General features: G+C 42.2%; 20 protein-coding genes and 1 riboswitch. Of the genes, 2 read left to right on the top strand and 18 right to left on the bottom strand.

Annotated features, from left to right (window positions below):
- Positions 1-78: 78 nt before the first annotated feature.
- From ACQCT5_RS17805 to ACQCT5_RS17795, 3 genes are all read right to left on the bottom strand, one after another.
- Entirely contained in the window at positions 79-2340 is a 2262-nt protein-coding gene (locus tag ACQCT5_RS17805; protein ID WP_499643737.1) for an AAA domain-containing protein, read from the bottom strand.
- A gap of 100 nt (positions 2341-2440) precedes the next feature.
- The gene (locus ACQCT5_RS17800; RefSeq protein WP_499643735.1) at positions 2441-2743 is read right to left on the bottom strand and encodes a hypothetical protein; all 303 of its coding nucleotides are present in this window, start codon (positions 2741-2743) and stop codon (positions 2441-2443) included.
- 68 nt (positions 2744-2811) lie between these two features.
- Complete coding sequence (locus ACQCT5_RS17795) at positions 2812-3177, bottom strand: hypothetical protein (RefSeq protein WP_499643733.1); 366 nt, start codon at positions 3175-3177, stop codon at positions 2812-2814.
- Positions 3178-3425: 248 nt separating this feature from the next.
- On the opposite strand from ACQCT5_RS17795, the gene ACQCT5_RS17790 reads away from it, so the two are divergent.
- Both ACQCT5_RS17790 and ACQCT5_RS17785 read left to right on the top strand, forming a co-directional pair.
- Entirely contained in the window at positions 3426-3596 is a 171-nt protein-coding gene (locus ACQCT5_RS17790; RefSeq protein WP_499643731.1) for a hypothetical protein, read from the top strand.
- A gap of 182 nt (positions 3597-3778) precedes the next feature.
- Positions 3779-4099: a hypothetical protein gene (locus ACQCT5_RS17785; protein WP_499643729.1), complete on the top strand. Its 321-nt coding sequence runs from the start codon at positions 3779-3781 to the stop codon at positions 4097-4099.
- A 50-nt stretch (positions 4100-4149) separates the two neighbouring features.
- Here ACQCT5_RS17785 and ACQCT5_RS17780 read toward each other — a convergent pair whose 3' ends face one another.
- From ACQCT5_RS17780 to ACQCT5_RS17710, 15 genes are all read right to left on the bottom strand, one after another.
- Positions 4150-5007 (bottom strand): YihY/virulence factor BrkB family protein, encoded by an 858-nt coding sequence (locus ACQCT5_RS17780; RefSeq protein ID WP_499643727.1) that lies wholly within the window; start codon positions 5005-5007, stop codon positions 4150-4152.
- A 27-nt stretch (positions 5008-5034) separates the two neighbouring features.
- Positions 5035-5892, bottom strand: a complete 858-nt coding sequence (locus ACQCT5_RS17775; protein WP_499643791.1) for a dimethylarginine dimethylaminohydrolase family protein — start codon at positions 5890-5892, stop codon at positions 5035-5037.
- Between the two features lie 173 nt (positions 5893-6065).
- Positions 6066-6938 (bottom strand): CAP domain-containing protein, encoded by an 873-nt coding sequence (locus ACQCT5_RS17770; protein ID WP_499643725.1) that lies wholly within the window; start codon positions 6936-6938, stop codon positions 6066-6068.
- Between the two features lie 142 nt (positions 6939-7080).
- On the bottom strand, positions 7081-8040 hold the full coding sequence (locus ACQCT5_RS17765) for a Gfo/Idh/MocA family protein (protein WP_499643722.1): 960 nt from the start codon (positions 8038-8040) through the stop codon (positions 7081-7083).
- 64 nt (positions 8041-8104) lie between these two features.
- Positions 8105-8623, bottom strand: a complete 519-nt coding sequence (locus ACQCT5_RS17760; RefSeq protein WP_499643789.1) for a type 1 glutamine amidotransferase domain-containing protein — start codon at positions 8621-8623, stop codon at positions 8105-8107.
- 69 nt (positions 8624-8692) lie between these two features.
- Positions 8693-9814, bottom strand: coding sequence for an alpha-hydroxy-acid oxidizing protein (locus ACQCT5_RS17755; RefSeq protein WP_499643720.1), 1122 nt, complete (start codon positions 9812-9814; stop codon positions 8693-8695).
- Positions 9815-9824: 10 nt separating this feature from the next.
- Positions 9825-10499, bottom strand: coding sequence for a methionine ABC transporter permease (locus ACQCT5_RS17750; protein WP_499643718.1), 675 nt, complete (start codon positions 10497-10499; stop codon positions 9825-9827).
- Positions 10471-11511 (bottom strand): methionine ABC transporter ATP-binding protein, encoded by a 1041-nt coding sequence (locus ACQCT5_RS17745; protein ID WP_499643716.1) that lies wholly within the window; start codon positions 11509-11511, stop codon positions 10471-10473. The genes ACQCT5_RS17750 and ACQCT5_RS17745 overlap by 29 nt, the downstream gene beginning before the upstream one ends.
- Positions 11512-11583: 72 nt before the next feature.
- Positions 11584-12399 (bottom strand): MetQ/NlpA family ABC transporter substrate-binding protein, encoded by an 816-nt coding sequence (locus ACQCT5_RS17740; RefSeq protein WP_499643714.1) that lies wholly within the window; start codon positions 12397-12399, stop codon positions 11584-11586.
- A gap of 1 nt (position 12400) precedes the next feature.
- Positions 12401-13489, bottom strand: coding sequence for an iron-containing alcohol dehydrogenase family protein (locus ACQCT5_RS17735; protein ID WP_499643711.1), 1089 nt, complete (start codon positions 13487-13489; stop codon positions 12401-12403).
- Positions 13490-13572: 83 nt separating this feature from the next.
- Positions 13573-13682, bottom strand: a riboswitch (SAM riboswitch).
- 404 nt (positions 13683-14086) lie between these two features.
- On the bottom strand, positions 14087-15460 hold the full coding sequence (gene argH, locus ACQCT5_RS17730; RefSeq protein ID WP_499643709.1) for an argininosuccinate lyase: 1374 nt from the start codon (positions 15458-15460) through the stop codon (positions 14087-14089).
- A 24-nt stretch (positions 15461-15484) separates the two neighbouring features.
- The gene (locus ACQCT5_RS17725; protein WP_499643707.1) at positions 15485-16708 is read right to left on the bottom strand and encodes an argininosuccinate synthase; all 1224 of its coding nucleotides are present in this window, start codon (positions 16706-16708) and stop codon (positions 15485-15487) included.
- 68 nt (positions 16709-16776) lie between these two features.
- Positions 16777-17751, bottom strand: a complete 975-nt coding sequence (argF, locus tag ACQCT5_RS17720) for an ornithine carbamoyltransferase (protein ID WP_499643705.1) — start codon at positions 17749-17751, stop codon at positions 16777-16779.
- On the bottom strand, positions 17736-20966 hold the full coding sequence (gene carB, locus ACQCT5_RS17715) for a carbamoyl-phosphate synthase (glutamine-hydrolyzing) large subunit (protein ID WP_499643703.1): 3231 nt from the start codon (positions 20964-20966) through the stop codon (positions 17736-17738). The genes argF and carB overlap by 16 nt, the downstream gene beginning before the upstream one ends.
- Entirely contained in the window at positions 20953-22029 is a 1077-nt protein-coding gene (locus ACQCT5_RS17710; protein ID WP_499643701.1) for a carbamoyl phosphate synthase small subunit, read from the bottom strand. The genes carB and ACQCT5_RS17710 overlap by 14 nt, the downstream gene beginning before the upstream one ends.

Below are 22029 nucleotides of genomic sequence, written 5' to 3'. Positions count from 1 at the left end.
ATTGTTGTTTGGTACATCTTATCATAATGTTCCATAATCCTCTCCTATTTTGCTTAGAGAGGCAATGCAATCGGAACATCAAATTCCTACATCAGTAAGGTTCCATTGGTTTATTAAATACCTGCAAAGCACAGCGGACTCCGCTCTAACCGAAACATAAGGAGGCCTTGTATTCCTTCCAGTTTCATAAGGGGTGCCAAGCCAAAGAATCTCTTCATCGATCATCACAAATGGAAAAGTAAGCTCTTCCACCACTCTCGATACCGTAAAATGGGGCTCCACAAAATCTTGACTTGTGACAATCACTAAAGTGGAGCGAGCTTTAAATTTCTTTAGTACTTGCAGCCATTGGGAGGAAAGGTTGGAAAAGCTGGGGATTCCGATAATGACGGTCTTTTTGGATTGGTCCATATCGTAGAATACCTTTTCCAGCTTTAACGCATGCATCCATTGGACTTTCGGATACTGATTTTTTACCCATCTTCCGATATCTTTCGGAAAAGCCTGACATTGTTGGGACTGCTGATGAAGTATCAGTTTTCCGATCGTTTTTTGTGATGTGATTTTGCTTTTCATAAAATGGCTATCACAGATATGAATAAATTTCCCTCTTGTCCTTGTAATAGCCACGTTCAGTAAACGTTCGCTCTCTTTTCCGATCAAGAGCATACCTGGCCGCTTTAGAGGATAGCTATCAACTGAATCGAAAATCACCAAATCCTTTTCACTTCCCTGAAATCTATGAACAGTTGCAGAAAGTATCTCTGCCTTTTCCATTTCTTCCAGATACACCTCTTCCAGAAAAGCTTCCATAAGGTTCGTCTGTGCCCGGTAAGGAGAGATGTATCCTATGGAAGTAATACCCGAAAGATTTGCTTCATGAATATTTTGAAAAGAGAGAAGCAGATGCCATAGGTTCACTCTTGACCTTGACACTCTATCTACCATCCCGTATTCTCCTGAAAAGCTTGTATGCAGCAGGACGGAAGCCTCCCCGGCAAATGGCAAGCTTTTGGCCAAAGCCTCCCGTTTTTTCTTGATATCAGGATGATCTCCAACGAGGGAGTGATAGATATGAATATTCGTGAAAGAGGATATGTCCGGATGCATTCTTCTCTGCTCTTTCAAAAGAAGCAATTGTGGATGAAGCAGCCCGTTTTCCACAGTATCTGCCACACCTGCAAGATGAAATATGTCTTCCCTGAGCCATTTGTCTACCAATTCATGCCTAGCGGAAGCAATTGGTGGGAGCTGCTTGAAATCACCACAAATGATGACATGCCTACCTAATGAAGCTGCAAAAGCGGCTTGGGGCACATAGGCCATGCTTGCTTCGTCGACTATCACCACATCATATTCATTTTCATAGATGGTTTTGTCACTTGCAGCCTTGGCTAAAGTGGTCCCTATAATATAGGCATCCTCCAGAAAATCTACTTCTTTCTGGCGGATTTTCTCCAGAATTCTTCCGAGCTTGCTTTCAATTTCCAACAGTTGTGCGGAATCCCTCTTACTGAAAGACCTATACAAGTCCCGGTTCAGAAGACCTCTTTCCTCCATCAGCGCATTTTTTTCCTTTGCAAGCTCTGGGTGGCCCGTTTCTATAAGTTGGCTTGTGGAAAGAGCAAATGGCTGTGAAAGAATGGCAAGGCTTTGTGTTCCATACCGTAGTACATCTCCTTCCACAAAACGGTCCTTCTTTGAAATGAAGGAAGCAATCTCTTTGATCAGCACATCCACCGCCTGGTTACTGTGTGAAAGGATCAGCACTTTTTTCTTTTTGAAATATTTATTGGCTGCAACACGGGCAAGGGTATACGTTTTTCCGGTACCAGGCGGCCCCCATACAAATGTGACAGGGTTATACTTGGACCGGAGGATAAGCTCATGCACATTGCTTTTTATTATCTCCTTGGGGTGCTTTATTTCCTGGCTGGGATTTAGCAGCTTTTTTACCCTCGTCCGCTTCTTCCTGTTTTCCTTCAGATCTTCCATTCTTTCAAAAAGGTTATCCAATAGTTCCCAGGGATCATGTTGGATGTATGCCTCTGAAAGGTTGGCGCCCAATGTTTCCACAAAAGTGAGGATGACACTCTTTCCTTCCGAGGTAAGGACTTTCCCCTCTTTCGTCAGCGTCCCCCACTCCAGCTTGATCTTGCTTCCAGAGGGAATTCGGATTGATTGAGGTGCCTCAAAGAAATATGTAAAGCCTTTTTCCCGTGAAAATAGATGTCCATTGCGAACTAGATACTTTGAACTGCCATATTTTTTAAGATGCATGATTTCTATTTGAATGGCTTTTTGCCATTCCTTTATGTTACCAAGTAGGTTTTTCTTCATTCCAATCTTCCTTCATACCTGAAGAAACCCCGTCCAGCTTGACAGGGTTTCTTTCTATTGTTGCTATACTATAGCATAAACCAGATGCTGATTCTAACACCTAATCAAACCATTTGGTGGTTTCCCCGTCCACAATCCGCTCCAGCTCGTTCAGAAAGTTCAACACTAGCGGTCCAGGAAGCAGATCTTGAATGGTGATCACTAGATCCAAGGATTCCGCCTCTTCCTGCAATATTGGCCTTTTCGGAAGTGTAGTATACCATTCTTCAAACTTATCAATGAACAGATAGAAATCACGTTCGAATTTATCCGCCCAATCTGCGCCTTCCTCCCCCTCTGTCTGTTGCATCATTTTCCAATCTTCGAGTGCCTGCTTCAAGCTCTCCAACACTTTATCTCTCATTCTGTTCTCCTTCTCGATACAAAAAAGTGCCAGATCTCTTATTAATAAGAAATCGGACACTCTTCCTTCTATTTATAAAACCTCACTACTGTTTTCTCGACTTTTTTGTCCTCTTTTGATACGTTTTTCGGCTTAATTGGTGAAACTGGTTCAGCTTTCACATTTTCTGTTGCACTGATTTCCAGATAAAACGGGTTTGAAGCTTTATCGCCCCCAAGGTAGCCTTTGAGGATTTTCAACTTGCTTGTGGATCCTTTCAGCATCGCCTTGTAATCCCAATCAATTTCATTTTTATAGGTACTATCCATTCTTTCCTTTAATGCTAATGCTTCTGATACTGCTTCAGCAGGCGTTCGGAAAAATGTATCCGCTCTTTTCAGCCCACGCTTTTTTATGCCGTCTCCAGCTCTTGCTTGATAAAGTGTTACTGACATATTTGGTCATCCTTTCTGTATGTCGGTTTCACACCTTTAGACGGTGAGTCTGTACACCAGGATACCAAAGGAAGTTACCTTCTTCCTCTAGTATACCCCTAAATGCCAATTACTACCACAATTATATTTTTTATGTGGGAAGAATAAGGTCTGTCGAAAATATATTTACGCTTTTCATGGGCATAATGAAGAATATATGAGATAATGAATGAATGATTAAAACTTCACAATGGAAGAAGGAACAAATATTGAAACTAAAAAATAAATTTCAAGACAACGAAAAGGTTGTTTTAAAAAGCACAGGCGAGGAAGTAACCATCAGCAAGTTCAACTACGTTCCGAATCTAAAGAGATATTCCTACACATTAAAAGAGTATCCTAAAACTTTCTACTTTGAGGAAGAAATAAAACAACTCTAATCTATCCTTTTCAGGTGTAAACAGATGACTAAAATCATAGCGGTCCCCTTCCGATTGCAGCCCTCAATAAAAACAGTTTGTAACCTCCATTTATCTTAAGCACACCATGAGAACCGGCTAAGGTTAGCTGGTTTTTTTATTTGGGTAGATAGATAAGAAAGAGAAAAATTTGGAGGGATAGTATGTTTATTTTTCTGTACATTAGTGGTGGTATCTTCCTTATCTCAATAATTGTATTCGTCGTCTCGGTAATTTCATTTCGCAGAGAGACAAAGCCGACATTCGACTCCATTGAAAGAATTCAGATGAGACTCCAAGAGGAAAAGGAAGCTATAAATGCCCAAAACGAAAAAATGAAAAATAAAAAAGGTGAAATAAAAAATGATCTCGATTGGAAAAAATCTGTTTTCACCTTTACAATCAATGAGTTCAAACGAATTCCTGATACATTGTTGAAAACAAGTGCAAATCAAAAAACGGCTAATTATCCCAGAGAGATGTAGACCGTGAATCATAAAAAAACGCGGAAGCTCATTGAAGCTTCCGCGGTTTTTTATAATGCTGTAAATTCTTCATCATGATATATTTTATTCGTTCTTATATTATCTTTATGATAGATGGCGTTGATTTCTCCTCCGATGACCAATGCAAGGCCAGTCAGGAACAGCCATAGCATAAGCACAATCACTCCGCCCAAGCTTCCGTAAGTGGAGGAATAATTTCCGAAGTTGCTAACATAGAAAGAGAATCCCAGGGAGATAAGCTGCCATATGATGGTTGCTACAAGAGAACCTGGGATGACTTCCTTGAAGGTTTTATCCACATTCGGTGCAACTCGATAAAGTATGGTAATAATGGCAAAAATGACAACAAATGCAATGATGAAACGCAGGACATTCAGAAGCACAGAAGTTCCACCTGGTATGTAAATGAATTTCTCCAGGTTACTGATAATCACACCACCAAATATCGGCAGAAAAAATGCAATCAAAAAAGCAAAAATCAATCCAATTGTAAGACCGATGGATAACAGTCTGACTATAATAAATGATCTGGTTTCCTGTGCATTGAATGCTTCATTCATTGCCTTAATAAATGCGTTCATGCCATTGGAGGCGGACCAAATCGTTCCTAGGATACCGAAAGTGAGCAGTCCCCCATTAGGCTTACTGATAAATTCGTATATGCTGTCCTCAATCAGCTCCACTGTCTGCTGTGGCATGATTGTATTTAGAAATTCGATTGCTTTTACGGGATCGATGGACAGATAAGGAAGGATGGAAAGTGTTAATATCAACAACGGGAAAATAGCAAGCATATAATAGTACGCTTGTTCTGCTGCAAGTCCTGTTGCCCGATCATCCTTCATTTCCTTCCCTAGTCTTTTACCGAATCTGATAGCCCTTCCCATGCTCTCCCACTTCCTTCTTTGTATTTGTTATCTATCGGAACGCTTTACAGGTAATGTACAACAGCGGAATGAACCACCGGATTTGATGATTTCTGATATATCCACCTCTATCACATCATATCCTCTGTCCCGCATATCTTTGTTCACTTTTTTATTGCAAGGAAGACTGATCACCTTTTTATTCCCAATGGAAAGAACGTTGGTTCCCATGGTGAACTGCTCCTCTTTCGTAACCTCGATCAGATCATAACGCGTAGCCAGAAAATCCAGTTCCTCTTTTCTCAGAGCAGGAGAAAAAACAAGTGCCTCTGTCGGAGAAAGGACGTTAAATACACAGTCCAAATGCAGATAAGATTTATCTATCGGGATTTCTTGTACAGTCAACCCCGGCATCGCCTCAGCAAGCTTATGTATGCCCTCGCTTGAAGTCCGACCGCTTATTCCCAGAAAAATGACATCACGGTCTACAATCACATCTCCTCCTTCAATACTGTTGTCTGTTATTGATAGATAGGAAGCGCCTTGCTCATCAAGCCAATTCTTGAAAAGCTGTTCTTCGCCATGTCTGACTTCACTGCCCATATTGGAAACAAAGATCTTATCTCCAAGTGTAAATCCAATATCACGTGTAAACACCTGTTCAGGAAATTGTTCCAACGCTTCCAGACTAATTACTTCAATTCCTGCTTCTTTCATTTTTGCAACAAAATTCCGATGCTGTTTGGAGGCGAGACTTTCATCGATATTGTCTTCGGCATAATGTTTTTGTGTTTCATTGATAATCTCGCTGATGCTCATGAATGTAGGTGGACATACCAAAACCTTTTCCAATCTTTCATATTCACTGTTACATTTTAAGTCTAAATTTTTGCGCGTAGCTTCCATTTCGATTGTCACTTTAAAAATCCCCCGTTCAATATCCATTGTTTTTATAAGATACATTCCCGAAAGTGGAAAAGCGTTAAACCTTTATTTGAAATATTATTTTAATAAATGATTATTATATAAAAAAAAGCAAATTTAACATGCATTAAATTTGCTTTTTTATCCATCACATATTATTTTCCAATAAACATTTGTGTCCAGTAATTTCCATCTTCAACATATCCTACGCCGATGTGTGTGAAATTTCCATTTAAAATGTTTTTACGATGACCTTCGGAGTTCATCCATGCCTGTACTACTTCCTCAGGACTTCGTTGCCCCATTGCAATGTTTTCACCAGCTGTATTATAAGTAATTCCAAAATCCCTCATCATATCAAAGGGAGAACCGTAAGTAGGGCTTGTGTGTGAAAAGTAATTCTTTGCTTTCATATCCTTGGACTTCTCTCTTGCAACATTACTTAGGGCAGAATCAGCTTTAAGATCGGATAGTCCGTTTTTGCGTCTCTCTGCATTTGTCAATTCAATTACTTTTTGCTCTGTTTCTGTAATGCCCTCAGTGGATTCAGCTGCTGGAGCCTGATCTTGTCCACCCTCTGGCTGTTCTGCAGGCTGGTTCTCAGGCTGCCCCTGTTTTGGTGCGGGTTGCCCTTGTCTTGGTGCAGGCTGCTCTTGTCTTGGTGCAGGCTGCTCTTGTTGTGTTCTAGGTTGTTCACCTTTAGGTACTTCTTGCTGGAACTTATATACTCCAAATTGTCCATACTGCTCCACTTTTTGGGAGTGCGGATACTTGTTGCTTGGAGTGCTGGTGCTGAAAGAGTTTGGATCAATTGTTAAAAATCCATGGTTGATTTTTTGAACCTCTCCGCTTATGCCCTCTCTTTGTCTATCGTTGTTGCCTATATTTCTTACTGTATCGTCCAATGCATTGTTATAAGAAGTGTTTTCCGGTGCTGCGTTGTTTCCCATATTATTGTTGTTTCCACATGCAACAAGCATGGAAAGTGTTAATGCGAGTACGGAACCCAAATAAACAAATTTTTTCATGTGACATCTCCTTTTCCAAAGTTATTACGATAATAGCTTTTCTTTTAATGGGAAAAGTATTATTGGTAATAAACGTGAAAAAAGGAGAAAACAGGGGCCAGGCCCCCTCTTAAAGTTGAAGTGGGGGTCTGGCCCCTTATCTTTAACCCTCTATTATCTTTTCCAATACTCGTTGCACAGCGTAGCCTTCATCAAATCCAACCAGATAGGCGTCATCTCCATCAAGCTTTTTGGCCAGTTCTTCTATCAGCGTATATTGGGGGAGATTTTTTTCGTTCAAATCAACAGGTTGCCAATCCTCTCCCATCTTAGCTGATTTTACGATTCTCCAATCATCGAGCGCTACGGATTGCTTTGTGCCATGTATGGAAAAGGAGAGATGTTCCTTTTCAGCTTGTCCTACGAGGCCATCTACCAATACTTTTATTCCACTTTCCAATTCGATTGTCGCAATGACGCCAAGTTCACTTGCTGTTTCATCTGCAGGGAATTCAACGGAACTTTGCACTTCTTTTACCGGTCCAAATAAGGACAATATCATTTGCAGATAGTGCGGCGTAATCTCCCTGATAAATCCGCCCTGTTCCCTTTTGCCGATCCAAGGAGTTTGCTGCCAAGGTCTTGGCCATTCTGGAAAATGCATCTTAAGGTGAATGCGCCTGATATCCCCTAGAGAATCTTGCTCCACAAGCTCTCTCATAAAAAAGAAGGCTTTTTGGTATGCTAAAGGAAAATGCATCGCATGGATAAGCCCGGATTTCTCTGCCTCTTTTAGCATCTGTAATCCTTCCTGCTCTGAATTTGCCAATGGCTTTTCACAGAGAACGTGCTTATTATATCCGAAAGCTGCCATCACTACGTTATAGTGGATTGCAGGTGGCACTGCCACATAAATAAAATCAACATTCTCTTGTTTTATAAGTTCATTAAAATCAGTATAAAAGGGAACACCACCCAGTTCAGTGGATGTTTGTTCAGCCAATACCTTATGTCTATCACAAATCCCCGCAATCTCAATGGAGGATGACTTTTTAAATTCTGAAATTAAGCGTTGTCCGATTACCCCAAGCCCTACAATTCCTACTCTTTTTACATTACTCATGCTACTTCCCCCTTAACTTGAAAAAACGAAGAAAAGATAGTCTCCCGTCATAACGGGAAACTACCTAGGTTAACACCTTGATGAACTCGCGCATATAATCAGGTAGATCTGGCGGACGGCGGCTGGAAATAAGGTTGCCATCCACTACAACCGGTTCATTCACCCAGGTTGCCCCTGCATTGATCATGTCATCTTTTATTCCGGGTGTACTTGTCACTTTTTTACCTTGGAGAATCTTCGCTGAGATCAGGACCCAACCTGCATGACAAATTTGACCGATCGGTTTTTGCTGGTCGTTCATCACTTTTATAAGCGACAGAATATCATCATACCTTCTTATTTTATCCGGCGACCATCCTCCTGGTACCAAGATTGCGTCGTATTCATTTGGGTCCAGGTCATGGAATGACACATCCGATTCAATCGGGACGCCATATTTCCCGATATATGTTACATTGGATTTTTCTCCAGCAATGACTACGGTTGCTCCTTCCTCTCTCAGACGCAGAACCGGATACCAAAGTTCAAGATCTTCAAAATCGTCACTGACGAGTTGAATGATTTTTTTGTTATGTAGTTTGATGGGAAACGCCTCCTTCTAAATTGGTCTACTGTTATTGTGAAGGAGTAAATTGAGTTTTGCAAATATTACTCAGCCATTTTTCACTAAAATATCATGCTTTATGTCATTAATGGAGGACAAGCCACTGAGGGCCAGGGTTGCATCCGCATCTGTCTGTAGGTTCTGAAGCACCTGTTCCACACCATTTTGCCCGTCAGCTGCCAACCCATAAATATATGGACGTCCTACCAGGACTGCGTCTGCTCCAAGTGCAATTGCCTTTATCACATCAGGACCTCTGCGGATTCCACTGTCGAAAAGGACTGGGATTTTACCCCTTATTGCATTTGCTACTCCCTCCAAAACATCCAAGGCCGCAATGCATCCATCCAATTGTCGCCCCCCATGATTGGAAACGATAACACCGTCCATCCCATATTCAAGGGCAAGTCTGGCATCTTCAGGATGTAGGATACCCTTTAAAATAATGGGTAGATTCGTTTGTTTTCTCAGGAAACTCAAGTCCTCCCAGGAGAGAGTTGGTTCGTAAACGACATTTACAAGTTCCTTTAACGCCGCCTCCAAATTGTCTTCAGGGCTTTCATGTAATCGTGATAGAAAAACCGGATCGGAAAAATAGTTAGCTGCCCCTTTCCCTAGTTTCAATGGTGAGTAGCCATGAGTCAAGTCACTTTTTCTGAATCCCAGTAGTGCCGTGTCCAAGGTTACGACAATTGCCTCGTATCCTGCCTGTTCAGCCCGTTTCACGAAGCTTGCAGTGATTTCCCAATCCCTGCTCCAATATAATTGAAACCACCTTGTATTATCCCCTGATTCATGTGCGATTTCCTCAAGGGAGTAGGTGGATACGGAACTTGCAATATACGGAATGTTCAACTGTTTGGCTGCTCTCGCAGTTGCTTTTTCTCCTTCCGGATGTGCGATCCCCTGCATCCCGATTGGAGCCAAATAGAAGGGAGTGGGGTGTTTCTTTCCGAAAAGGGTTATGGACAGGTCTCTTACTGAGACATCATTCAAAAACCTTGGCCTTATTTTCCACCTGTGAAAAGCCTCTTCATTTGCACTCAATGTTTCCTCATGCCCTGCACCACTTTGGATATAAGTAAAAGCGTGAGGCTCCATTCGTCTTTTAGCTTCCTGTTCCCATTCTGCATACTTAATTATCCGATTTTTCAAAAGGTCCACTGCCATTTCCTCACCCCTAATCCTTTTTTAGCGTTCTTGCAACAACATTTCCAAGAGTCTGAATGCCTTGCACCAAAATGATTAAAAGAAAGACTGTTACATACATCACTTCTTCTACATAGCGAAGATGACCATATCGATAACCGAGATCACCAAGTCCTCCAGCCCCAACAAGACCTGCCATCGCTGTAGCTCCAATCAACCCGATTGTTGCAATCGTTAAACCGAGTACAATGGAAGGACTTGCTTCTCGTATCATGACATTCCAGATGATATCTTTACTTTTAATTCCCATTGCTTCATATGCTTCCAAAACCCCTCTATCCACTTCTAGCAGGGAGTTCTCCATCAGTCGTGCAATGTATGGAGCGGTATATACGACGAGGGGTACCATCACACCTGCTACACCCATCGTTGTTCCTACCACAAGTTTCGTAAAAGGCAGAATAAAAAATAATAGGATGATGAACGGGATGGACCGTACTACGTTTATCAATATATTTAAAAGACCGTAGACATACTTGTTATCCAAATTCTTTCCTGGTCTTGTCAAGACAAGTAGAATCCCAAGCGGAAGGCCGATCAGTACGGAAATGAAAAGTGCGATTCCAACCATCTGCAGAGTTTCCAGAACGGCTTGCCAGACAGCATCTCCCCACTCACTATGAAATTCGCTTATTGTGTTTAACATGATAGCCCGCTCCCTCCACTTGTATATTTTGATCTTTTAAGTATTGTATCGCCCTTTGAACCTCTGACTCTTCCCCTTTGATATGAACGAGAAGACTTCCAAAAGGATGTTCCTTTAACTGTGTAATGTTTCCAGACAAAATATTAGGAAACACATCGAATTTTTTGCTCACCACAGCTAAAGCAGGATCTTTGGAGGAATGCCCCAGAAATTTCAAAGAAACGATTTCCCCATTATCCCCTAAAGTCTCTAATAGTTCAGGCGTGAGTTGGTGATTGAAAATGCTATTAACAAACTTTTTCGTTGTAGGATGTCCAGGCGATGTAAATACATCTTTGGTAAGGCCCTGCTCGACCACTTCGCCATTTTCCATCACCGCCACACGATCACAGACCTTTTGAATGACATGCATTTCATGGGTGATCAGGAGAATGGTTATGCCTAGTTCTTTATTTATCTTCAATAATAGATCCAGAATCGCCTCTGTTGTATCAGGGTCCAATGCGCTTGTTGCCTCATCGCTTAGTAGAACCCTCGGTTCATTGGAAAGTGCCCTTGCGATGGCTACCCGTTGCTTTTGCCCACCTGAAAGCTGACTTGGATACGCGTCTTTTTTGTCCAATAGACCGACAATTCCCAGATATTTGTCTACTCTATTCGCTATCTCCTTTTTGGATACACCGGTCAACCGCAAAGGTATGGCGATATTTTCATATACTGTAGCGGTTTTTAGCAGATTGAACCCCTGAAAGATCATTCCTATTTTGCGGCGTGATGCTAAGAGCTTCTTCGAGGAAAGAGAAGTTAATTCCAGCCCATCAACAAACACCTTGCCTTTTGAAGGTTTTTCCAGAAGATTGACACAACGGATCAGGGTGCTTTTTCCCGCTCCACTGTAGCCGATCACACCAAAAATCTCGCCTTGCTGCACCTCCAACGAAACATTTTTCAATGCCTCGATGCTGGATTTCTTGGAGACAAAGCTTTTGGAGATGTTATCGAGTCTAATCATTATGTATCCCTCCATTTTCTGAATAAATATTGTAGAAAGCCGCACCATTGGCGGCTTTCCTAAGTCTTGCTTTTACCATGATGGAACAACAGATCCTTCAAACGTTTCATCGATAAACTGTTTCACTTCATCTGATTGATAAGCTTTAATCAGCTTTTTCAATACTGGATCATCCTTGTTCTCCGTGCGGACGACCAATGTATTAACCCAAGGAGAGTCTCCCGGTTCAATGAAAATTGAATCTTTAGTTGGAACAAATCCAAACTCCACCGCAAAGTTTGTGTTGATTGCAGCAGCTGCCAGTTCCTCGAGTTGACGTGGAATCTGTGACGCCTCCAATTCAATGAACTCCAGGTTTTTTTCATTTTCCTCAATATCCTTCAAGGTTGCATTTGCTCCAGCGCCTTCTTTTAGTTTGATCAGACCTGCCAATTCAAACAACTGCAAGGAACGAGCCCCATTAGTTGGGTCATTTGGCAAACCGACCTTATCGCCATCTTTCAGATCTTTGATATCTTTGATGCTTGTAGAATATATGCCCATCGGGAAGTTAACTGTTGTCGCTACATCTGTTAAATCCAATCCGCGGTCCTTTTTGAACTGCTCCAGATATGGCTTATGCTGGAAGCTGTTTACATCCAGGTCACCCTCGTCCAACGCGACATTCGGCATTACATATTCAGTGAAAACCTCGATTTCTATTTCCAATCCATCCTTTGCCGCGACTTCCTTCACTTTTTCCAATATCTGCTCGTGAGGTCCCGCTGTAACCCCGACAACCAGCTTATCTTCACTCAGTGCCTCACTACCCCCTGATTCACTGCTCCCACATGCAGTAATAACGAATAATAATAGTGCTGTCACCAAAAATCCTAATGTTTTCTTCATCCTACTCTCTCCCTTTTCCATTTATTTTTTCGATTATTTCTAATGCTTCCAAAATATCTGATGCTTCAAATTTCCTTTTCATAAAGTGGATCGACTCTGAAGGAAGCAGGGTATTATCGGCGATTTTTTCTAGAGTCTGTCTATCATTGATGGAAATGCCAAGATCATTGAGGTTCATCGGAAGACCTGTTTTTTTATAAAATAAAGCCAGGCTGTTGATTTCCTCTATTTTTCCTTCCAATGCCAATTGGACGAGTATTCCATATGCTACTTTCTCTCCATGAAGAAGATGATGGGTGGCGGGAATTTTCGTCAATGCATTATGTACAGAATGTGCGGCTGCTATCCTTCCAAAGTGATCTGCATAGCCACCCACCATTCCACCTAGCATAAGGATGGCGTCGGTGACAGCTCGGAAACTGGATGTGAGCGTTCCCCCTTCTATATCAGCGAGGGCTTGAATTCCCTCTTCCAATATAATGTTTTTACAAAGACCGGCTGATTGCAGCCCTATTTGTACAGGTACCGGAACGGTTTCGAGATCGTAAATTAGGCTATCCGCCTCATACCATTTGGCAAGTGTATCGCCGATGCCAGCCTTGAAAAACTGGATTGGTGCTTTAAGCAAAATTTCAGGCTCCACCAAGACCATAAGCGTGCTTTTAGGAAAAATGGTGTACCGTTCAAACTGGCCACTCTCCGAATAGAAAACACTAAGTGGGGTCCAAGCGGCACACGTGGATGCGACTGTAGGAACCAGGACGACTTCCACTCGCATTTCGTAGCCCAACGCTTTAGAAAGATCTAACACTTTTCCTCCACCAATCCCGATGATTAAGTCCGCGTCCCATGATTCTGCGATTTGTCTAATCCGTTTTACTTCCTCATCAGAGCATTCACCACTGTAATGTTCAAAGTGCACTTGTAGGCATCCGAAATCAGGAATATGCGATTTTACGGCATGGAGTGATTTTGTGCCATGTACGATGAAGACCCTTTGAAACCCATTTAACTCTAGAAATTCAGGAAGTTTTCTAAGCACTCCCACCTCGGATTGATAGATGGCTGGTGCACCCTGTACTTTGATCATTTCATTCCTCCCTCCAAAGTTCCAATGCAACAAAAAATCCTCCCTTGAAAACAAGAGAGGATGAGAATACAAAAAAACGTCCTCTCTTATCTTCCAGAACATCGTAGTTCTGTTGGAATTAGCACCTTTTCTAGCGTTCTAGAAAGGTTGCCGGGCGTCATAGGGCCAGTCCCTCTGCCACTCTTGATAAGAGTTGTAATTTTTGAAACTATTGAATTATTAAAAGATTAAAGCAAGTATATGTTGCTGAAAAGCTTCTGTCAATAGGTTTTTTGAAATAATAAAATGTAAGCGTTTTACTGTGGAAATGATTACTTATTTATAAAAGAAATCTCCTAATATTAAGTTGGCACCGTTAAACACCGCTGTTGATTTCCGCACTAGGCTGCGCTTTCCGCGGGGCGTTTGTGGAGCCTCCTCGGCTTCGCCTGTGGGGTCTCCACTAAACGCTTCCTCCCGCAGGAGTCTTCGCCTATTGCTCCAATCAACAGCTAGATTCTTAAAAATTTTCACTAGACATTAATAGAGCCTTCTTATTAAAAGTAAAAAGTTTAATAAATATAGTTTAAGATATTCTATGAGCTATGAATCTAACAATTATTCAACAAACTGTTCTGCGAAGGTTAGCTGGTTTTTTACTTGTTGGAATCCTGTGCCTCCTTGGCTGTTTCTGGCGCCTACTACATTTTTGGGCTGTAGGATTTCATAGATGTCTTCTTTGAATAACGGGGAAAATTGTTTGTATTCCTCGATGGTCAAGCCTAAGAGGAACTTTTGGTTGTTTATGGCATACAGGACAATTTTCCCGATTATTTCATGTGCCTGTCTAAATGGTAGCCCTTTTGTTACAAGGTAATCTGCAATATCTGTTGCATTGGAGAAATCCTGTGATACAGCTTGGTGCATCTTATCTTTGTTGACAGTCATGGTACGGATCATCGGAGAGAGAAGGCGCAATGAGCCGTCGAGAGTTGCTACGGTATCAAACATGCCTTCCTTGTCTTCCTGCATGTCTTTGTTGTAGGCAAGGGGCAGCCCCTTCAACACAGTCAACAGACCGACAAGATTTCCATACACTCTGCCGGTTTTGGCACGGAGAAGCTCCGGGACATCAGGATTTTTCTTTTGAGGCATAATACTAGATCCTGTGCAAAAGGCATCGTCTAGTTCTATGAATTGAAATTCCTGGCTCGACCAGATGACAAGTTCCTCTGATAGACGTGAGATATGTGTCATGATCAGAGAAGCGTGTGAAAGGAACTCGACGATAAAATCCCTGTCGCTGACTGCATCCATACTGTTCGGGTAAACCATTTCAAACCCTAATAATTCTGCCGTCTGCTGTCTGTCAATCGGAAAGGTTGTTCCAGCAAGTGCGCCGGCACCAAGCGGAGACCAGTTTATGCGTTTCAAGCTGTCTTGCAATCGTTCCTTGTCGCGCTCGAGCATCCAAAAATAAGCGAGTAGATGATGTGCAAAGGAAACTGGCTGTGCTCGCTGAAGGTGGGTATAGCCAGGCAAAATGGTGTCAATATTAGCCTTAGCCTGTTCCATGATCGCTTTTTGCACGTCGTTTAAAAGACCGATGATCGATTTCGTCTGCTTGCGAAGATACAGATGCATATCTGTCGCGACCTGATCATTACGGCTTCTTCCTGTATGAAGCTTTCCTCCAACAGTTCCTATTTCATCTATCAGCAGCTTTTCGATATTCATGTGAATATCTTCATGCTCCACAAGAAATTCAACATCTCCATTATTAATTTTTTGCTGTATTTTCAATAGACCCTCTTTGATTGTATTTGCATCCTCAATGGCGATGATTCCGCAGTCCCCGAGCATCTGCACATGTGCGATACTGCCTTCGATGTCTTCACTAGCCAACTCTTTGTCGAAAGTAATCGAGGCAGTGAACTCTTCAACCAGCTTGTCGGTTTCCTTGGTGAATCTTCCGCCCCATAGTTTTGACATAGGATGATAGCCTCCAATTCTATATTATCGGTTTAATAGCTTTCCTACTTTTTCCTTTTTCTGAATTTCCGCATACACCTTTGTCGGCAGGCCCCAAAGCTTGATAAAGCCGACAGCAGCGTTATGGTCAAACATATCCCCTTTTGAATAGGTTGCCAGCTCCTCATTGTATAAGCTGTTTTCGGATTGGCGGCCTACTACTGTATGGTTTCCTTTTTGGAGCTTTACACGGATTTTTCCGCTTACATGCTTCTGGGTTTCTTCAACGAAAGCTAGCAGCGCCCCCACTAATGGGGAATACCATAATCCCTCATAAATTACTTTTGCCATTTGCTGATCGATGGAGGTTTTGAATTGAGTCACTTCTCTAGGCAATGTCAAAAATTCCAATTCCTTATGTGCTTGAATAAGGATAAGCGCAGCGGGATTCTCGTAGACCTCACGGGATTTGATTCCCACAAGACGATTTTCAATGTGGTCGATACGGCCAACGCCATGCTTTCCACCTTTTTCATTCAATTCTTCAATCAAGGGTACAAGTTCCATACTCTTATCATTAAGTGCAACAGGAACACCATTTTCAAATGTTATCTCAAGGTATTCCGGCTGATCTGGAGTCAATTCGATCGGATTGGTCCATGCAAATGCCGCTTCAGGTGCTTCATTCCATGGATTTTCCAACACACCAGCCTCACATGCTCTGCCCCAGATGTTCGCATCAATGGAAAATGGATTATCCAAATCCACGGGAATCGGGATATCATGCTTCATCGCATATTCGATTTCTTCATCACGTGTCATGCCCCATTCACGTACCGGTGCAATTACTTTCAAGTTAGGGTTAAGCGCCTGGATGCTGACCTCGAAGCGGACCTGATCATTCCCTTTCCCGGTACAACCATGTGCAACGGCTACCGCTCCCTCCTGTTCAGCCACTTCCACCAACAGCTTTGAGATCAAGGGGCGTGAAAGTGCGGAGGATAGGGGGTATTTCCCTTCATACATGGCATTCGCTTTTAGTGCTGGAACGATATAATCCTTCGCAAGCAGTTCTTTTGCATTTACCATGATTGCTTTGATGGCTCCTACATCCAGTGCCTTTTGTTGAATGGAAGCGAGATCTTTCCCTTCTCCTACATCTAGTCCGAGTGCGATAACATCGTATCCATATTTTTCTTGCAGCCATTTAACTGAAACGGAGGTATCAAGACCCCCGGAATATGCTAATACCACTTTTTCTTTAGCCAAATCATTCGTCCTCCCTAAGAATAAAAATCTATCTTGGTGTATTTTTATACATTATATAGTAAAAAAAATCATCTTTCCAGTAATAATTTCAAAATCGCCTTTTGGGCATGCAGGCGGTTTTCCGCTTCATCAAACACAACAGAATGCGGGCCATCAATAATGGCAGCTGTCACTTCTTCTCCTCGATGTGCAGGCAAGCAATGAAGGAAAATATAATCTTTGTCCGCAAATTTGCAAAGAGCTTCATTTACTTGATAGGGAGCGAATGCTTCCAAGCGATCCGCTGTTTCATTTTCCTGCCCCATGCTGGTCCAGACATCAGTTACCACCACATCCGCACCTTTTATCATGGCTTTTGGATCTGTACAGCATTCTAATTTCGAACCGGTCAGTATTGCCTCTTCCTTCACAACTTCCAAGATGGCATTATTCGGTTCGTAACCGCTTGGACACGCAATGGAAATATCCATTCCCACTTTAACTGCGCCTTCCAATAGAGAATGGCACATATTGTTGTTACCATCACCCAAATAACACATCTTCAGACCTTTTAATCTGCCTTTATGCTCAAGTATGGTCAATAGATCTGCCATTACTTGTGCCGGATGATGGGTATCTGTCAAACCATTGATGACTGGAACAGTAGAATGTTCTGCAAATTCTTCAATCGAGTCATGCTCAAAGGTTCGAATCATAAGTCCGTCAACATAGCGGGAAAGGACTTTGGCTGTATCGTGGATGGTTTCCCCTCGGCCTATTTGGATATCTTTGGAGCTTAGGAATATGGCGTTGCCTCCAAGCTGAAGCATTCCGACCTCAAAAGATACGCGGGTTCTTGTGGAGGATTTATCAAAAATCATCCCTAATACCTTGCCTTGCAAGTAAGGGTGAGCCTTACCCGATTTTTGCAAACTTTTAATTTCGATTGCTTCTTCCAACATGATCATTATTTCATCGGATGATAATGATCCCAGTGTTAGAAAATCTTTTTTTGATATTTTTCTGGTTTCTTGTTTCGAATCCCATTTTAGTACACTTTGCATAAATATTCAACCACCTTTTTATTTTTACTTAAATAATTTTCCATGTGTCCATAATTGGGCTGAACTGTTCCACTTAACGCTGCAGCCATATTTGCTGTATCCAGACTTGTGTAAATAGGGATACCATATCTTGTGAATAAGGCCCGATTATGCAACCCGTTTCTGTTTTTGTCCCTTCCCTTTGTAGGAATGATAATTCCTGCAGCACATGTTCCTGATTGGATGAATTCTCCCATGCCATCCGTTGTGATCTCCTCTACTTCGACTATTCCTTCTGATTTCAGATATTGATAGGTTCCTTTGGTCGCGGCTATTTTAAATTTCGTTTCTACTAATTTACTGATAAGTGGAAGGGAAGCCTGTTTTTCTCTATCTGAAAAGGAGCAGAAGATTTTGTTTGCCTTCTGGTTCGGTACGAATGGATTGTTCTTTCCTTGGAAGAACGCCTTGGAAAGTGCTTCTTCTACAGTTATTCCCAGGCCTATTACCTCTCCTGTCGATTTCATTTCGGGTCCCAGTACATGATCTACGCCCTTTAATTTTGTTACGGAAAAAACAGGTGCCTTGACCGTGAAGAAATCCGGTTCACTTTTGAACCCTTTATCTATAAGCTTCTGTCCAAGCATAACGTTTACCGCGAGCTCAATCATCGGCACCCCTGTCACTTTACTCACGATCGGTACAGTACGGGAAGCGCGGGGATTTACTTCTAAAACGTAGACATTGTTTTCATGTATAACAAATTGGATATTGGCTATTCCTATAACCTTGGCATTTCTACAGATCTTTTCTGTGTATTTCAGCAATGTTTCTTTTACAGTATCCAAAAGTGTAATGGGAGGAAATATCGCTACACTGTCCCCGGAATGTACGCCGGCTTTTTCGATATGCTCAAATATTGCAGGAACGTATATATCCCTTCCATCCGACACCACATCAAGCTCACATTCCAACCCTGGTACAAATTCATCCACAAGCAATGGCCAGCTTCTGCCTTCACCCATAATGTCCAGCTGTAGATATTCATGCATTTCTTCTTCATTGTATAGGGTAAACATCGATTGTCCACCTATCACATAGGACGGTCGTACAAGAACAGGGTATCCTAATGAAGCAGCCGCCTCCTTCAATTCTTTCGTATTATGAACAATCATACCTTTTAAATGAGGGATATCCGATTGTTCCAATAACTGATAAAAGAGGTTACGGTCCTCCAATTGATCTATGGTACGGATGGAGCTTCCTCCAACGTTTACACCTTCTTTTTCAAGTTCCTCTGCAATATTGATGGCGGTCTGGCCACCGAATTGAATGAATGCAATATCTATCTGTTCTTTTTTTATGATGGGAAGAATGTCCTCTGCAGTGATTGGTTCAAAATACAACTTATCTGCAATGGAAAAATCTGTGCTCACTGTTTCAGGATTGTTATTAACAACAATCGTCTCATATCCATGTTTCTTAAGTGCCATGACAGCATGGACAGATGCGTAATCAAACTCGATTCCCTGCCCTATCCTGATGGGTCCGGAACCAATTACAAGTGCCTTCTTTTTTTGGCTGACCTCCACTTCATCTCTGCCGCAATACGTGGAATAGTAATAAGGGGTTACGGCTTCAAACTCCCCTGCACATGTGTCCACCAATTTATAAGATGGGAAAAGGCCCTTATTTTCGCAATACTTTTTCCACTCATCATCCTTGCAGCCTAGTAGCGAGCATATAGTGGCATTACTGATATTCTGATATTTAGCTAACATCAAAGTTTCATAGGGTAGTGAATCTAAAGTATGCAAGGCCAATTGGCTTTCCAATTCAGCCATAGCAGCAAGCTTGGTGAGGAACCATTTATCAATGGAGGTCAGTTGATGTATTTCCTCTATACTTAACCCCTTTTGAAGCGCCTCCACAATGGCAAATAAACGCATATGGGTGGGAACTGTGAGCAGATCTATCAGTTCATCTATCCTGCTTCCAGAAAGACTGGGGTGCGAAATGCCCTTGACTTTCATCTCCAGAGAACGAATCCCTTTATTTAAAGCCCCTTCAAACGTCCGATCTATCGCTAATACCTCGCCAGTTGCTTTCATTTGTGTACTAAGTGTATGATCCGCTTCTGTAAATTTATCAAATGGGAACCTTGGAAGTTTTACCACAATATAATCAAGTGCTGGTTCAAAGGATGCGAATGTGTTATTTGTAATCGGGTTGACGATTTCATCCAAGTGGTATCCTACTGCACATTTTGCTGCAATTCTTGCAATTGGATAGCCGGTTGCTTTTGATGCTAAGGCTGAAGAACGGCTGACACGAGGGTTGACTTCAATAATGTAATAGTCATCTGAATGCGGATCCATCGCAAACTGGATATTGCACCCACCCACTATCTCCAGCTCCCGTATGATTTTGAGAGAAGCTTTTCTGAGGATCTGATACTGTGTATCCGTCAAGGTCTGGGATGGAGCTACTACAATGGAATCCCCGGTATGAACTCCGACCGGATCAAAATTTTCCATATTGCAGACAATGATGCAGGTGTCGTTCGCATCTCGCATTACTTCGTACTCCACTTCTTTCCATCCCTTAATGCTCTTTTCAATCAGTACCTGATGAATCGGGCTCAGTTTCAATGCATTTATAAGGATTGTCTGTAATTCTTCGAGATTATTGGCAAATCCGCCCCCTTCTCCACCAAGTGTATAGGCTGGACGTACAATGATCGGGAAGCCTGCAGACTCAACAAAATCCAGCCCTTCTTCGTAGGAATGAACAATACTTGATTCCGGTATAGGTTCATTAAGGTCCAGCATCAACTGGCGAAACTTCTCTCGATCTTCTCCTTGTTTGATCGAATGAACAGAGGTTCCGAGGATCTTCACTCCATATTTTTCAAAAACGCCCTCATCATGAAGCTGGACAACAAGGTTAAGTGCAGTCTGACCGCCAAGTGTTCCGATCACTCCATCGGGTTTCTCTTTTTTGATTATTTCTTCGACTGTTTCAGTAGTAAGCGGCTCCATGTAAACCTTATCCGCAATATGCGAATCGGTCATGATGGTGGCAGGATTATTATTATGGAGGATGACTTCAATGCCTTCTTCCTTCAAGGCAAGGCAGGCCTGGGTCCCGGCATAGTCAAATTCTGCAGCCTGGCCGATGACAATCGGACCTGATCCGATCACTAACACTTTTTTAACTTCTTTAATAAATGGCATAAGTTATTACCTCAGTTCTTTCATTGATGCTTTTTAGAAACTCTGAAAACAGATATGTGGTGTCATGTGGTCCCGGGTTCGCTTCCGGGTGGAACTGCACGGCCAATAATGGGAGGTTTCTATGTCGGATTCCTTCCACTGTCCCATCATTGATGTTTTTGAATAGTACTTCAAATTTTGACAAGTCCAGGCTCTCTTCTTTCACCACATAGCTGTGGTTCTGTGATGTGATAAAAACCTTTCCCGTAGAGCTTTCTTTAACAGGATGATTTCCTCCCCGATGCCCGAATCGCAATTTTTGCGTTCTTGCTCCGTGAGCCAGGGCTATCAGTTGGTGTCCAAGGCATATCCCAAGAGATGGATAATGCGTGCTTATCATTTTGATATCAGCTAAATGATCCTTTAGTTCTTCCGGATTCCCAGGCCCGTTGCTGAATACGACTCCATCCGGCGAGAGAGCCTTTACCTGATTGAAGGTAGTATCGTAAGGAAGCAGTGTTACCTTGCAGCCTTCTTCGAGTAATGCGTGTAGTATGGATTTTTTATGACCATAATCGATCAAGGCGATATGTGCTCCTGGGTTTTCATAAGTCTTTGGTTGTGAAGTGGATACTTCTTTTACTAAAAATTCGGAATGTGCTATTGTCGGAAATTGCTTGATATCACTCGTTATCAAACCCTTTACAGTACCGCGCTTCCGAATGGTTTTCACGAGCTCGCGTGTATCCACCCCTGTAAGACCGCTAATTTCACTTCCCCTCAGGAGGATATCGGCAGACCCTTGAGATGAATAATGATTTGGCGCATTACAAAGCTCTCCTGTAATGATCCCTTTTGCATAAAGTGTTTCCGCTTCAAAGTCATGGGCATTCACACCATAGTTGCCGATTATAGGATAACAAAATACTATTATCTGACCTGCATAGGAGGGATCGGACATGATTTCCTGATACCCTGTCATGCTTGTGTTAAAGACGACTTCTCCGATAGACTCCTCCTGGCTGCCTATCAGGATTCCCGGAAAAATCTCGCCTGTTTCTAGAAGTAAGTATCCCTTTTTCAT

Origin of the sequence: Sutcliffiella halmapala (assembly GCF_050107295.1) — a bacterium.
GTDB classification, from domain to species: domain Bacteria; phylum Bacillota; class Bacilli; order Bacillales; family Bacillaceae_I; genus Sutcliffiella_A; species Sutcliffiella_A halmapala_A.
This window is presented reverse-complemented; position numbering and strand designations above follow the sequence as displayed.

Excerpts from the sequence above, each read along its gene's own strand:
- argF (WP_499643705.1), bottom strand. The coding sequence starts at position 17,751 with ATGCAAAGTGTACTAAAATGGGATTCGAAACAAGAAACCAGAAAAATA.
- ACQCT5_RS17770 (WP_499643725.1), bottom strand. The coding sequence starts at position 6,938 with ATGAAAAAATTTGTTTATTTGGGTTCCGTACTCGCATTAACACTTTCC.
- ACQCT5_RS17735 (WP_499643711.1), bottom strand. The coding sequence starts at position 13,489 with ATGATCAAAGTACAGGGTGCACCAGCCATCTATCAATCCGAGGTGGGA.
- carB (WP_499643703.1), bottom strand. The coding sequence starts at position 20,966 with ATGCCATTTATTAAAGAAGTTAAAAAAGTGTTAGTGATCGGATCAGGT.
- ACQCT5_RS17740 (WP_499643714.1), bottom strand. The coding sequence starts at position 12,399 with ATGAAGAAAACATTAGGATTTTTGGTGACAGCACTATTATTATTCGTT.
- ACQCT5_RS17755 (WP_499643720.1), bottom strand. The coding sequence starts at position 9,814 with ATGGCAGTGGACCTTTTGAAAAATCGGATAATTAAGTATGCAGAATGG.
- ACQCT5_RS17710 (WP_499643701.1), bottom strand. The coding sequence starts at position 22,029 with ATGAAAAAGGGATACTTACTTCTAGAAACAGGCGAGATTTTTCCGGGA.
- ACQCT5_RS17765 (WP_499643722.1), bottom strand. The coding sequence starts at position 8,040 with ATGAGTAATGTAAAAAGAGTAGGAATTGTAGGGCTTGGGGTAATCGGA.
- ACQCT5_RS17800 (WP_499643735.1), bottom strand. The coding sequence starts at position 2,743 with ATGAGAGATAAAGTGTTGGAGAGCTTGAAGCAGGCACTCGAAGATTGG.
- ACQCT5_RS17795 (WP_499643733.1), bottom strand. The coding sequence starts at position 3,177 with ATGTCAGTAACACTTTATCAAGCAAGAGCTGGAGACGGCATAAAAAAG.
- ACQCT5_RS17785 (WP_499643729.1), top strand. The coding sequence starts at position 3,779 with ATGTTTATTTTTCTGTACATTAGTGGTGGTATCTTCCTTATCTCAATA.
- ACQCT5_RS17750 (WP_499643718.1), bottom strand. The coding sequence starts at position 10,499 with ATGTTAAACACAATAAGCGAATTTCATAGTGAGTGGGGAGATGCTGTC.
- ACQCT5_RS17775 (WP_499643791.1), bottom strand. The coding sequence starts at position 5,892 with ATGGAAGCTACGCGCAAAAATTTAGACTTAAAATGTAACAGTGAATAT.
- argH (WP_499643709.1), bottom strand. The coding sequence starts at position 15,460 with ATGTCAAAACTATGGGGCGGAAGATTCACCAAGGAAACCGACAAGCTG.
- ACQCT5_RS17805 (WP_499643737.1), bottom strand. The coding sequence starts at position 2,340 with ATGAAGAAAAACCTACTTGGTAACATAAAGGAATGGCAAAAAGCCATT.
- ACQCT5_RS17745 (WP_499643716.1), bottom strand. The coding sequence starts at position 11,511 with ATGATTAGACTCGATAACATCTCCAAAAGCTTTGTCTCCAAGAAATCC.
- ACQCT5_RS17780 (WP_499643727.1), bottom strand. The coding sequence starts at position 5,007 with ATGGGAAGGGCTATCAGATTCGGTAAAAGACTAGGGAAGGAAATGAAG.